Origin of the sequence: Actinomadura scrupuli, assembly GCF_050971785.1 — a bacterium.
Lineage (GTDB): Bacteria > Actinomycetota > Actinomycetes > Streptosporangiales > Streptosporangiaceae > Actinomadura_E > Actinomadura_E scrupuli.
In genome coordinates this window covers 1207731-1219730 of sequence record NZ_JBPCCU010000002.1, presented here as the reverse complement: position 1 = coordinate 1219730, position 12000 = coordinate 1207731, and the positions used below count along the sequence as shown (strand labels likewise).

Sequence of the window (12000 nt, the reverse complement as noted above, 5' to 3'; positions counted from 1 at the left end):
TCATGAGCGATATCCCGCCGCCACGCCGAGGAGTGGGCGGAGCGGTCGGCTACGCGGTCGGGCTGGGAATCGCCGCGATCCTGGGCCTGTCGGCGGTGCAGCCGCTGGTGACCGGCAACCCCCCGGCCGTGACCGCCGAGCCGCTGGTCCAGAGCACCGTTCCGAGCGGCAGACGTCCCGGCGTGGCCAACATCGACACCGTGCTGGGCTTCCGCAACGCACGGGCCGCCGGCACCGGCATCGTGCTCGACGCCACGGGCACCGTACTGACCAACAACCACGTCATCCAGGGCGCCACCCGCATCAAGGTGACCGACACCGACAACGGCCGGTCCTACTCCGCCCGGGTGCTCGGCTACTCCCGGACCGCCGACATCGCCGTGCTCCGGCTCCGCAACGCGACGAAGCTCAAGCCGGCCAGGCTCGGTGACTCCTCGAAGGTCGGCCAGGGCGACGTGGTCACCGCCGTCGGCAACGCGGGCGGCAGGGGCGGGCCGCCGACCGTGGTCACCGGCACCGTGATGGGGATGAACGAGTCGATCATCGCCACGGACCAGAGCGACGGCAGCACCGAGCGGCTGAGCGGGCTGATCAGGACCAGCGCCCCGATCCAGCCCGGCGACTCGGGAGGCCCGCTGCTGGACACGGCGGGCCGGGTCATCGGCATCGACACCGCCGCGTCGTACGGCTACCACATGAAGCTGGGCACCGGCGAGGGGTACTCCATCCCGATCAACCGCGCGATGCCGGTCATCCGCCAGATCCTCAAGGGCACCGCGTCCCCGGACGTCCACATCGGGCGTACCGCCCTGCTCGGCGTGCAGGTGCAGGCCTCCACCGCCACCGGCCGGGGGGCGGCCGTCACCCGGGTGTTCCCCCGCACTCCGGCGGCGTCGGCGGGCCTGCTCCCGGGCGCCGTGATCGACTCCGTGGACGGGGAGTCCGTCGACTCCCCGGGCAAGCTCACCGGGCTGCTGCTCCGGCACCATCCGGACGACACCGTCCGGATCGGCTGGATGGACGCCCTGGGCCGACATCACATGGCCAACGTCCGCCTCGCGGAGGGCCCCGCCCAGTGACGCCCGCCCACCGGCAGTCCGGCATGCGCAGGGCCGCGGCCGGCAACCTCCGGATCAGTCCCGGTAGTCACGACCGGAGGGCGAATCGCCGACGACCATGACCCACACGACGTAACTCAGCAGGAGCCCGCCGAGCAGGCCGCCGAAGACGGTCCCGGAACCGAACCCGGAACCGAACGACTTCGGGGTCGCCGCGGCGGTACAGATGCCGTGGCTGCACACCGCGTCCTTGTGACGCTCGCGCCATTCGGCGGTAGGCGAGCTCACCTGGACGTGCGGGGCCCCAGCGATGAGCACGGCGGTCTGCCGGACGCCGTCCTCCACCGCGGTGGCCCCCGGCCGGAACGCGGCACCGGCATGGATCTTCGAACTGTCACCGTAGACGGCGTTAATGGCCTTGGCCTCGAACCATGACCGGTTGGCGAAGCAGATGAGCCCGACGACCCCGAGAATCACCACGAGCACGATCTGCGCGAGCAGTCCGCCGCAGGACATTCTGCTGACACGGTAGTAGGGCATACCCAATATCTGTACGTAACCGGGGCGCACGGGCAACCCACCGGCCGAAATCCCCGCAAGCCCGTTGCCGACCAGCGGACCTGTGGGACTGTCAACAGCGTCACCGGCCACGGACGCCAGGGCCACTCCGCTGCCGGCCGGTGGACGGGGCCGGACCGTCGGTGGCGGCGACGGGCACCGGCACCCGATGCCCCGGGACGAAAGGAATGATGCGGCGTGGAGCACAACCTCCTCGGCAGCCCCCTCGAAGCGCTCCATGCGGCCTATCTCGATCTGACGACCAAGATCGAGGCCAATGTCATCAGCCTCGACGAGGCGATCCTCCAGATCCAGGACAAGGAGGTCGTGGACGCCGCCGGCCACACCTGGCGGATCGACCCGGTCACCCAGTCGTTCATCCGGCGCGCCCCCGGCCCGGACGGGCAGTGGAAACCCGCCGATCCGTCGGAGTACGCCTTCACGGCTCCGCAGGGCCCGGCGGACCCCCGTGACCAGCCGTTCGCCGCGACGGGCGGGCAACCGGTGATCCCCGACGCCCCCGCCGTTCAGCCCGCTCCGCCCGGCCCGCCCGGCCCGCCCGGGCCCGGTGGCGGGCCGGGCACCCCGCCCGGCGGCCTGGACACCCTGCTCGGCCCTCGTGGCCTGCCCGCGGCACGCGATCTTGGCAAGGGCGGGCGCAAGCCGCGCTGGCCGAAGTACGCCATCGCCGGGGCGGCGGGCACGGCGATCGTGGTCGTGGCGGTCGTCATCGTGGCCGTCACCGTGTCGGGATCCTCGCCCACCCCGAAGGACAGCACGGCACCGGCCGGCAAGAAGGGCGGGGCCGCCTCGTCGGCGCCGGCCAAGCCGACCCCCGGCCCCGTGCTCGCGAAGGGCTATCCCGTGCCGTCCGCGACCTCGTACACCTCCGCGGTGACCGAGGTCACCTCGGGCGACCTGAGCCGGATCAGCAGTGTGGTCGAGAAGAGCCAGTACAGCCCGGTCGGCCAGCGGCTGTACGCGGCGACCTTCGCGGGATGGGTGAACTACGGGTTCACCGTCAAGCCGGGCCAGCCGATGGGCGACGCGTCGGGACTGACCGCCACCCAGGTGTGGGAACTGCGGGACGAGGACGAGGTGCTCGCCGCCGCCACCGTCGACTGGCACCGGGCGACCCGGACGAGCCCGTGGCGGCTGGCCAGGTGGCCGCAGTTCCGCATGGCCGGCTGACCCCGGTCGGCCGACCACCGTCACCGGGCCGGCCCGCACCCCTCGGGGTGCGGGCCGGCTTCTTTTGTGCCTGGTCCGTGCCGGCGGAGTGGTCGAAGCGGCGGGCGCGGTCGTACCGGCCGGCACCTCCGGTTGCCCGCCGCGGTCCGGCGCACACGGTCGTCACTGAGGCCGACACCAGATCGGCTACAAACAAAATGTGGAGAACACGTGCCACTACATCACCCACTGATGATCGCACTGATCATCATCACCGAAGGTGCCGCGTTATGGCTGGCGTTCCGGCTCGGCCAGAACTCCAAGTCCGGCAAGGCATCGCTGGATGATCTCACCGGTCTGCCGAACCGGCGGGCCCTGGAGAAGCGGCTCAAGCGGGAGAAGAGCGGCCATTGGGTCCTGCTCCTGCTCGACCTCAACGAGTTCAAGCCGGTCAACGACCAGCATGGTCACGGCACCGGGGACGAGTTGTTGAAGGTCGTCGCGGGCCGGCTCAGGGCAGTCGGTTCGGACTGCCCGGTGTACCGCCTCGGCGGTGACGAGTTCGTCACCATCGCGGGCCCTTACAGCACCTCCGAGGAGGCGGAACACGCCGGACTCGAACTGGCGAGGGACATCGCCCAGGCGATCGCAGAACCGATCACCCTGGGCGGCGGCATCGTCGCCGAGGTGACGGCGAGCATCGGTATCGCCGAAGGCGTGCGCTCCTACGCACGTCTCGGTGACGCCGACGCGGCCATGTACCTGGCCAAGGAGCTCTACCAGGGGGGGAACCCGCCATCGGCGGGCATCCTGTTCCGTCCGGGGATGATCAAGAAGATCACTCCGGTAGAGCCGACTGACCGCCGCCGCTTCCGGCACGCCCGGAGGCGGTAGCACATCGCGGGGCGGGTGGATCCCAGTGATCCACCCGCGCCTTTCGCATGCGCTCGCGACACGCCCCGAGCGCCCGACCGGCCATTGCGCTGCAGGAGCACGCGCGGACGGTCCTCACCGCGGTGAAGACCGTGAAGTACAAACAACAGAGAGGGGACCTCGCATGGACGAGGGAACCAAACGCCGCTGGCTCGCCAAGGAGTTGGTCCTGGAGCTGGCACCCGGCAAGCCGGTCGCGTTCCACTACCTGGACATGACGGTCGGGCACGTCCTGGAGGTGTGGGAACTCAGCCACCTCTGTAAGGCCGTGCTGACGCGCGCCAGCGCGCTCATCCGCCCGGTCCTGGCCGGCGGCTTGCCCGCCAAGGTCCTGATGTTCCCGACCAGCAGCGGTGGGGTGTGCGTGCAGGTCCTCGACCTGCACATCACCGATGTCCCCGCCGGGGCCGAGGACGGCTACATGCCGATGCCCGGCGGTCCCGGCGTGGTCAGGTGGTTCGTCGTCGAACCGCCTGCCTCGCAGGGCGACACCACTGCGCCTCCTGAGGGGCGGCACCACGTCTCCTAAGCAGGGGCGACACCACAGCCGCTGACGCTCTCGCGAGCTGACGCGACCATCACACGGCCGGCCCTCACCCTTCGCGGGGTGGGGGCCGGCTTCTTGTCGTCTCCACGTCGCCGACCTCGAACGGGCCGTGATCACCCCCCTTGACCCGACTCCGCGGGTACGGACGGTACGCACCGTAAGGCCGCACAAGGCGGCAACGGCAAAAGCCGTGACAAACCAGAGAAAGGGGCCACTCGCATGGACGAGGAACCCTTCATCCATCCGCACGACCCGAACGCCCGCTGGGCGGTGTTCCCGATGGGGCCCGCGCTCGGTGCCCTCGCGGCAATGCGCGCGCTCGTGGGCGAAGCCCTGCGTGTGTGGAACCTGGCGTACCTCTCCGACGAGGTGACGCTGGTGGTCACCGAACTGGTGACCAACGCCGCCCGATCGGGGCAGCCGTTCCACGTGAGGTTCGGCGCGGTCCAGGACGGCACCTCGGTGTACGTCGAGGTGTTCGACACGATGCCGGCGATGCCCGGACCGTCGGCCGTGCCGGACCCCTGGGCCGAGCACGGCCGGGGTCTGCCCATCATCGAGGCGTACTCCGCCGAGCACGGGGCGCGCCCCGTTCCCGGCGGAAAGGTCGTGTGGGCCCTGATCGGCCCGCGCGCCCGCCACTGAGGCACCACCTGCGCCTGAGCCCTTCGCGGGCTGAGGCGTGACACCGGACCGGCCTTCGCCCCCTCGCGGGGTGGAGGCCGGTTTCTTTGCTGCCCTGACCCGCACCGGGGGACGGTACCGAGCGCGGTACCGACCGCGAAACACAAACGAGAAAGGGGAAGCTCGCATGGACGAGGGACCCGACACCGAAAGGCGGAGCCGGCCGGACGTAATGCGGCTGGACTTCGCTCTGACCTCCGCGGGTACGCCCGTGGCGATCGAGGCGCTGCTCCGTGAAGGCCCGCGGGAATGGGGCCTGCTGGAGCGGTTCGAGGAGGCGGTGAAAGTCTTCACCGACCTCCTGCGCTTCGCGCTCGCGTCCGGAGGAGTCGATGTGAAGCTCAGTGTCGACAGGCGCGAGCCGAGCCTGCACTTCGAGGTCCTGGACGTGGGCCTGGAACTGCCCGCCGCACTGCGTGATCGCATCGAGGCCATCACCGGAGGGCTCTGGAGCCGGCATGACCTGGACGGCGGGCACCTGGTGAAGGCGACGGTCAGCCGCACCGGCGGTCCGGACGCACCACCGCTCTGAGGCTCTCGTGAGCTGACGGGCTGAAACCGGAACCGGCCTTCACCCCCCTGCGGGGGGTGGGGGCCGGTTTCTTCATTGCCATGACTCCTCCCGCACGGACGGTTCCGACCGCGGAACCGACCGTGCAACACACAAACCAGAAAGGCGGAAACTCGCATGGACGAGCCGACCCCCGAAACGGCACCGAGCCCCCCGGGCGTGATCAACTTGGGGCTCTCGCTGGACCCCACACGCATCATGGGCGAAACGGAGAACCTGCTCCGCATGGCGCTCTGCGCCCTGGACATGCAGGCCCTGTTCCTCGACGCGATGAACGTCATCGCCGAACTCGGGCACTTCGCGCTCCCGTTCGGGGAGATCGCGACGAAGCTCCGCGTGGAGCGGGGCGAGCTGAGCTTCGTGCGCATCGAGATGTCGCACGCCGGCCCGGAACTGCCCGATGAACTGGGCGCCCGTCTCGAGTCCCTCACCGGAGGCGACTGGAGCCAGGAGCACCTGAACAGCGGACGCGTGGTACGCGCTACGGTCCATCTCCCCGGCGTCCAATACACCGGGACGCACCACCGCTCTGAGGCTCCTTCCGAGCCGACGGGCTGAAACCGGAGCCGGCCTTCACCCCCCTGTGGGGGTGCGGGCCGGCTTCTCTCAGTCCCGGAGCCGGACCCGGCAGGCCAGGTGCAGGGCGAAGCCGGTGTCCGGATCGGTCAGGTCCGAGCCGAGCCGCTCCGTGATCTTCCTGATGCGGTAGTTCACCGCGTTGGGATGCAGCCGCAGCCGGGCGGCCGCCCCCTTGAGCGAGCCACGGGCGTCGAGGTAGGCGCAGAGCGTTCTGATCGCCTCGGTGGACCGGACCGGGCCGAGCGCGTCCAGCGGGCCGAGCAGGTCGTCGACCACCCGGCGGCTGAGCGGCGAGCCGGCGATCCCGGCCAGGATGCGGTTGATCCCCGTGGCGTCGAAGATCCTGATCAGCTGGCCGGACCGGGCCGCGATCGCCGCCGCGGCGCGTGCCTCCATCGCCGACTGGCGTAGCCCGTCGACGCCCCGCTGGGGGCTGCCGATGCCGGACCGCAGCACCACACCGGGGTGCTCGGCGGCGACCGCGGCGTGCATCGAAGTGATCATCTGGCGGGCGGCGGACACCCGGACCTCGGTACGGGCCGTACCGACCAGCACGATGTCGTCGGCGAGCCTGGCGAGGTTCCACATCTCACCCGGCACATGGTGCGTGTGCAGGGTGAGGGTGTCGAAGACCCGCCGCCGCTCCGCCAGCTCGGCCGGATCCGCGCCCGCCGGGCGGCCGGAGGTCATCCACACGACGGTGTGCAGTTCGTCGACGGCGAACCCGAGGACCCGGGCCCGGTCGGCCAGCATGCCGGCCTGCTCGCGCTCGGCCACGATGAGCTCGGTGAGGATGTCCGACCGGGTCTGGCCCGGCGCGGTCGCGTGCTCCAGGGCGATCCCCTTCAGCCGCCCGACCGCGGCGGCGAGCGCCGGCAGCACGAGGCGGACGGCGTCGTCGCGCGGCCCGGCGAGCGAGCCGTGCCGCCGCCCCGCGATCCAGATGGCCTCGCCCTCGTCGTCGTCCCGCGCCGAGATGTTGCGGCCGAGCGCGATGCCCACCCGTTCCAGCAGGTCCGCCTCCGCCGTGCCGGGGCCCGCCTCCCCGATGATCCGCAGAGCCGCCTGGGCCCGGGCGAGCGAGTCGGCCGCGCCGCCCCGGATGACCTGGTCGAGATGCAGGACGACGTCGGCGACGTCGCAGTCCTCGGGGGCGGAGAGCACGGCCAGCGCGGCGCGGCCCGCCAGCCGGGTGGCGGTGACCGGCAGGTGGTCCCCGCCGATCAGCACGAGCGCGGACAGGTCCCGTTCGGCGGCGGTCCGGATCGCGATGTCGACCTCGTAGGCGGCGGCGCGGGACGAGGCCCGGCCGGTGACGACCGTGAGCGCCCCGGACGGCGCCCGCCGGAGCCCGTCGAAGGTCTCGACCGCGGTGACGAACGTGAGCGGCGCGGCGTCGGCCGGCCCGGCGAGCAGCGTGAACGGGATGCGCGAGCCCGGTTGAAGCAGATCTGCGACATGTGGCACGACCCGATTGTGCCACTGACACAAATGAATGAGAAAGCTTGTGTTGCGCCTCCTTCCTCCCTGTTCTCGGTTCGGCGATTCTTCCTACATGCAGAAGATACGTTCGCGGATCGATCAGATAACGCTGGATGACTTGCCAGCACTCGCCCGCGGCTGCGCGATCCTCGGCACAGGGGGCGGCGGCCAGGTGGAGACCGGAAGCCTGACGGCGGCACGAGCGATCCGGGAGTACGGCGATGTACCGCTCATCGCGCTCTCGGACGTACCCGAGGACGGCCTGATCCTTCCACTGTCCGGGATCGGGGCGCCCACCGTCGCGCACGAGATGCTGATGAGCGGAGAGGAGCCCGTGCTCATCCGCGACGAGGTCGAGTCGCTGCTCGGCCGCCGGGTCGCCGCGGTGATGTCCTGCGAGATCGGGGGCTCCAACGGGGTCGGGCCGGTCGGCTGGGCGGCCCGGCTGGGCCTGCCGCTGGTGGACGCCGACGGCATGGGGCGGGCCTTCCCCGAGGTCCAGATGGTCGCCATGTACGTCGCCGGCCGTCCCGTGAACATCGCCATCCTCGCCGACGTGCAGGGCAACGTCACCACGATCCGCCCCGTCGACGGGCTGTGGTCCGAGCGCATCGCCCGCGCCGTCTGTGTCGCCAACGGCGCGTCCGCGCTGATGGCCGACTACGTCCTGACCGGCGCGGAGGCCCGCGGGGCGGTCATCGAGGGCACGGTGAGCGCCGCGCTCGCGATCGGGCACGTCGTGGAGGACGAGCCCGACCCGGTCGGCGCCCTGCGCGACATCCTCGGCGCGATCGTCCTGATCAACGGCAAGGTCGTCGACGTGGACCGGCGGACCGGCGGCGGGTTCGTCCGCGGCAGCCTGGTCGTGGACGGCACCGGGGACGACCGCGGCCGGCTGCTCCGCGTCGAGATCCAGAATGAGAACCTCATCGCGTTGGAGGACGGCCGGCTGCGCGCGTCCGTCCCCGACCTGATCACCGTCGTCGACGCGCAGACCGGAGACGCGATCTCCACCGAGGCACTGCGGTACGGGCAGCGAGTGTCGGTCCTGTCCTGGCCGTGCGACCCGATCTGGCGGACCGAGCGTGGCATCGCGACGGCCGGCCCCCGGGCGTTCGGCTACGACCTCGACTACACGCCCGTGGAGGAACTGACCCGTGTCTGAGTCGACCGAGGAGGGACGATCCCCCATGCCCCCCGAAAACCACCCCGCCGGTTCCGCGGTCCGCGACCTGCGCATCGGCATCGACGTCGGCGGTACGAACACCGACGCGGTCGTCCTGGACAACCAGAGCCGGGTGCTGACCTACACCAAGCAGCCGACCAGCGCCGACGTCACCACCGGCCTGCAGGCGGCGCTGACGGTCATCCTGGACGCGCTCGGTGACGACATCGGCCGCGTCGGCCGCGTCATGCTCGGTACCACCCACGCCACCAACGCGATCCTGGAACGCCGCGGGCTCGGCAAGGTCGCCGCCATCCGGCTCGGCGCCCCGGCCACCACCTCGGTCCCACCGCTGGAGTCGTGGCCGGCCGACCTGTCGGCCGCGATCGCCGCCGGCTCGGCGGTGCTGCCCGGCGGGCACTACGTCGACGGAACGCCGCTCGCCCCCCTGGACACCGGGGCGCTGCGCGCCTGCCTGGCCAAGGTGGCCGGCAAGGCCGACGCCGTCGCACTGACCAGCGTGTTCAGCCCGGCCTTCGCCGACCAGGAGCTCCAGGCCGCCGAGATCGTGCGCGCCGAGCTCGGCGACGGCGTGGCGGTGTCGATGAGCCACGAGATCGGCACGCTCGGCCTGCTGGAGCGGGAGAACGCCACCATCCTGAACGCCGCCCTCTACCAGGTCATCGGCGGGGTACGGGACGGCCTGCACCAGACGCTCGCGGCCCGGCAACTGGACGTGGCCAGCTACTTCGCGCAGAACGACGGCACGCTGATGGCGATCGACTACGCCGCCAGCTACCCCGTCCTGACGATCGGCTCCGGCCCGTCGAACTCGATCCGCGGAGCGGCGTTCCTGTCCGGTCTCACCGACGCGATCGTCGCCGACGTCGGGGGCACCTCCACCGACCTCGGCGTGCTGTCGGCCGGATTCCCCCGGGAGTCCGCGGCCGGGGTCGAGATCGGCGGGGTACGGACCAACTTCCGGATGCCCGACATCCTCGCCCTGGCACTCGGCGGCGGGACGGTCATCGGCGCCGACGGATCGGTGGGTCCGCGTTCCGTCGGCTACCGCATCACCAAGGAGGCGTACGCCTTCGGCGGCAGCACCCCGACGCTGACCGACGCGGGCGTGGTGGCCGGCCGGTCGGACCTGGACGGGTCGTCGATCCCCTCGTCGCTGCACGGGGCCCTGGCCGAGGCGCTGAGCATCAGCGACCTGATGCTCACCGACGCGGTCGACCGCATGACGCTCGGCAAGGTCGACAAGCCCCTGATCGTCGTCGGTGGTGGCGCGTTCCTGGTCCCGTCCGAGCTGGCGGGGGTCGCCGAAGTGATCCACCCCGATCACGGAGATGTCGCCAACGCGGTCGGCGCCGCCATCGCCCTGGTCAGTGGCACCATCGAGACCATCATTCCGGCCGGTGACGGCCGTCGTGACGCCATCGACGCCGCCTGCGACCACGCCCGCCGCCGCGCGGTCCAGGCCGGGGCCGACCCCGCCCAGGTCGACGTCGTCGAGATCACCGAAGTCCCCATGAGCTACCTGCCCGAACCCGCACTGCGACTGCGCGTCAAGGCCGCCGGCCCGCTCGGCAGCCTGTAACGCACCCGAGACCCTCCCACCCCCCACTCCAATCCGGCCCGACCCCGCAAGGAGACCTACATGTCCTGGCGCATAAGAGCGTTGGCGATCACGGCGGGCCTCGCCGTGACGGCCACCGGCTGTTCTGGCGGAACCGTCCGAAAGTCGGCTCCCCCCGTCTCCCGCCCGTTCGTCTACTCCTTCAACCTCAACGTCGTCACCGACTGGGATCCGGCGACCTCGTACTCCAACGAGATCATCGCGATGCAGAACATCTACGAGTCGCTGACCCGTTACGACACCGCCGCCAAGACCGTCAAACCACTGCTCGCCACCAAGTGGAACTCGTCCGCGGACGGCAAGACGTGGACGTTCACCCTCCGCGACGGGGTGAAGTTCCACACCGGCACCCCGGTCACCTCCACGGCGGCCAAGGCGGCGATCGAGCGCACGATCAAGCTGGAAGGCGGCTCCGCGTACATCTGGAGTGCGGTCAAGACGATCGACACCCCGGACCCGAAGACGCTGGTGTTCCACCTGAAGTACGCCGCGCCGCTCGACCTCATCTCCGCCTCCGACTACGGTGCCTACATCTACGACACCTCGGTGCCCGGCGGAGCCGAGCTCAAGAGCTGGCTCGGGAAGGGGCACGACACCGGCACCGGCCCGTACACCGTCGCCTCGTGGAACAAGGGCCAGGAGACCGAGCTCCGGCTGGGCCAGGTCAAGGACTACTGGGGCGGATGGAGCGGCTCGCACTACACCAGCGTCGAGTTCCGCGACACCCCGCAGGTCACCACCGCCTGGCAGCAGCTGCAGACCGGCGGGGTGAGCTTCGTCAACCGGCTCAACCCGCAGTTGTTCGCCCAGGCGAAGAACACCCGGGGCGTGCAGACCCAGTCGACGCCCTCGTTCCAGAACCTCCTGGCGCTGTTCAACACCACGGCCGGGCCGCTCAAGGACGTCAACCTCCGCAAGGCGATCCAGGCCGCCATCGACTACGACGGCCTGGCGGCGGCGCTGAAGGGCTCGGTGACGCCCGCGACCGGCATCGTCCCGAACGGGCTGGTCGGAGCCGACCCCAGCCTGGCGATGCACCAGAACACGGCGCAGCTCACCCAGCTGCTCAACCAGGCGGGGTACGGCCCCGGTAAGAAGGAACTGCGGCTCGACCTCACCTACGCGCAGGGCGACGCCGACCAGCAGACCGCGGTGACGCTGCTCAGCTCCACACTGAAGTCCGTCAACGTGACGCTGGACGCCAAGCCGATGCAGTGGGACGCCCAGTGGACCCGCGCCAAGGGCAACGATCCGGCCAAGCGCCAGGACATCTTCCTGATGTACTGGTACCCGGACTACCCCGACGCCTACAGCTGGTTCCTCAACGTGTTCCGCTCCGCCAACCCGGTCAGCTTCAACCTCACCTATCTCAAGGACTCCGGCATCGACAGCACGATCGACAAGCTGCCGGAGCTCACCGCCACGAACAGGACCACGGCACAGACGACCTACACCGATCTGCAGAAGAAGCTGCTGACCGACCAGGCCGTCGCCGCTCCCCTGTACGTCCAGCAGTACCAGCGGGCCTACGCCAAGACAGTCGGCGGCTACGTCGACAACCCGGCGTACCCGAACGTGGTCTTCGTGCACGAGTTGCGGCCGACCGCGTGA

The 12000-nt window shown here is 70.7% G+C and carries 12 protein-coding genes; 10 read left to right on the top strand and 2 right to left on the bottom strand.

Going from position 1 to position 12000, the window contains the following annotated elements; translation table 11 throughout:
* Positions 1 to 2: 2 nt before the first annotated feature.
* On the top strand, positions 3 to 1079 hold the full coding sequence (locus ACRYCC_RS13330; protein WP_433811742.1) for a S1C family serine protease: 1077 nt from the start codon (positions 3 to 5) through the stop codon (positions 1077 to 1079).
* 54 nt (positions 1080 to 1133) lie between these two features.
* Here ACRYCC_RS13330 and ACRYCC_RS13325 read toward each other — a convergent pair whose 3' ends face one another.
* Positions 1134 to 1598: a hypothetical protein gene (locus ACRYCC_RS13325; RefSeq protein ID WP_433811740.1), complete on the bottom strand. Its 465-nt coding sequence runs from the start codon at positions 1596 to 1598 to the stop codon at positions 1134 to 1136.
* A 216-nt stretch (positions 1599 to 1814) separates the two neighbouring features.
* On the opposite strand from ACRYCC_RS13325, the gene ACRYCC_RS13320 reads away from it, so the two are divergent.
* The 6 genes from ACRYCC_RS13320 to ACRYCC_RS13295 all read left to right on the top strand — a co-directional run bounded on the left by ACRYCC_RS13320 (position 1815) and on the right by ACRYCC_RS13295 (position 6079).
* Entirely contained in the window at positions 1815 to 2807 is a 993-nt protein-coding gene (locus tag ACRYCC_RS13320) for a hypothetical protein (RefSeq protein ID WP_433811738.1), read from the top strand.
* Between the two features lie 231 nt (positions 2808 to 3038).
* Entirely contained in the window at positions 3039 to 3680 is a 642-nt protein-coding gene (locus ACRYCC_RS13315; RefSeq protein ID WP_433811736.1) for a GGDEF domain-containing protein, read from the top strand.
* A gap of 163 nt (positions 3681 to 3843) precedes the next feature.
* A complete protein-coding gene (locus ACRYCC_RS13310; RefSeq protein ID WP_433811734.1) occupies positions 3844 to 4248 on the top strand; it encodes a hypothetical protein in 405 nt (134 codons plus the stop codon).
* Positions 4249 to 4485: 237 nt separating this feature from the next.
* Positions 4486 to 4911 (top strand): ATP-binding protein, encoded by a 426-nt coding sequence (locus ACRYCC_RS13305; RefSeq protein WP_433811733.1) that lies wholly within the window; start codon positions 4486 to 4488, stop codon positions 4909 to 4911.
* 166 nt (positions 4912 to 5077) lie between these two features.
* The gene (locus tag ACRYCC_RS13300) at positions 5078 to 5482 is read left to right on the top strand and encodes a hypothetical protein (protein ID WP_433811731.1); all 405 of its coding nucleotides are present in this window, start codon (positions 5078 to 5080) and stop codon (positions 5480 to 5482) included.
* 156 nt (positions 5483 to 5638) lie between these two features.
* Positions 5639 to 6079 carry a hypothetical protein gene (locus ACRYCC_RS13295; protein ID WP_433811729.1) on the top strand — a complete coding sequence of 147 codons (441 nt, stop codon included), beginning with the start codon at positions 5639 to 5641 and terminating at the stop codon, positions 6077 to 6079.
* A 48-nt stretch (positions 6080 to 6127) separates the two neighbouring features.
* Here the strand turns inward: ACRYCC_RS13295 and ACRYCC_RS13290 are convergent, their stop codons facing one another.
* Positions 6128 to 7567: a PucR family transcriptional regulator gene (locus ACRYCC_RS13290; protein ID WP_433811727.1), complete on the bottom strand. Its 1440-nt coding sequence runs from the start codon at positions 7565 to 7567 to the stop codon at positions 6128 to 6130.
* Positions 7568 to 7700: 133 nt separating this feature from the next.
* On the opposite strand from ACRYCC_RS13290, the gene ACRYCC_RS13285 reads away from it, so the two are divergent.
* Genes ACRYCC_RS13285 through ACRYCC_RS13275 form a run of 3 tightly spaced genes read left to right on the top strand, consistent with a single transcriptional unit; the run spans position 7701 to position 12000 of the window.
* Positions 7701 to 8747: an S-methyl thiohydantoin desulfurase family protein gene (locus ACRYCC_RS13285; protein ID WP_433811726.1), complete on the top strand. Its 1047-nt coding sequence runs from the start codon at positions 7701 to 7703 to the stop codon at positions 8745 to 8747.
* A gap of 25 nt (positions 8748 to 8772) precedes the next feature.
* Positions 8773 to 10350 (top strand): hydantoinase/oxoprolinase N-terminal domain-containing protein, encoded by a 1578-nt coding sequence (locus ACRYCC_RS13280; protein WP_433811724.1) that lies wholly within the window; start codon positions 8773 to 8775, stop codon positions 10348 to 10350.
* A 60-nt stretch (positions 10351 to 10410) separates the two neighbouring features.
* A complete protein-coding gene (locus ACRYCC_RS13275) occupies positions 10411 to 12000 on the top strand; it encodes an ABC transporter substrate-binding protein (RefSeq protein ID WP_433811722.1) in 1590 nt (529 codons plus the stop codon).

What these genes read in the sequence shown, in the direction of transcription:
- ACRYCC_RS13330 (WP_433811742.1), top strand. Translation starts at nt 3, where the DNA reads ATGAGCGATATCCCGCCGCCACGCCGAGGAGTGGGCGGAGCGGTCGGC.
- ACRYCC_RS13325 (WP_433811740.1), bottom strand. Translation starts at nt 1,598, where the DNA reads ATGCCCTACTACCGTGTCAGCAGAATGTCCTGCGGCGGACTGCTCGCG.
- ACRYCC_RS13315 (WP_433811736.1), top strand. Translation starts at nt 3,039, where the DNA reads ATGATCGCACTGATCATCATCACCGAAGGTGCCGCGTTATGGCTGGCG.
- ACRYCC_RS13310 (WP_433811734.1), top strand. Translation starts at nt 3,844, where the DNA reads ATGGACGAGGGAACCAAACGCCGCTGGCTCGCCAAGGAGTTGGTCCTG.
- ACRYCC_RS13305 (WP_433811733.1), top strand. Translation starts at nt 4,486, where the DNA reads ATGGACGAGGAACCCTTCATCCATCCGCACGACCCGAACGCCCGCTGG.
- ACRYCC_RS13300 (WP_433811731.1), top strand. Translation starts at nt 5,078, where the DNA reads ATGGACGAGGGACCCGACACCGAAAGGCGGAGCCGGCCGGACGTAATG.
- ACRYCC_RS13295 (WP_433811729.1), top strand. Translation starts at nt 5,639, where the DNA reads ATGGACGAGCCGACCCCCGAAACGGCACCGAGCCCCCCGGGCGTGATC.
- ACRYCC_RS13280 (WP_433811724.1), top strand. Translation starts at nt 8,773, where the DNA reads ATGCCCCCCGAAAACCACCCCGCCGGTTCCGCGGTCCGCGACCTGCGC.
- ACRYCC_RS13275 (WP_433811722.1), top strand. Translation starts at nt 10,411, where the DNA reads ATGTCCTGGCGCATAAGAGCGTTGGCGATCACGGCGGGCCTCGCCGTG.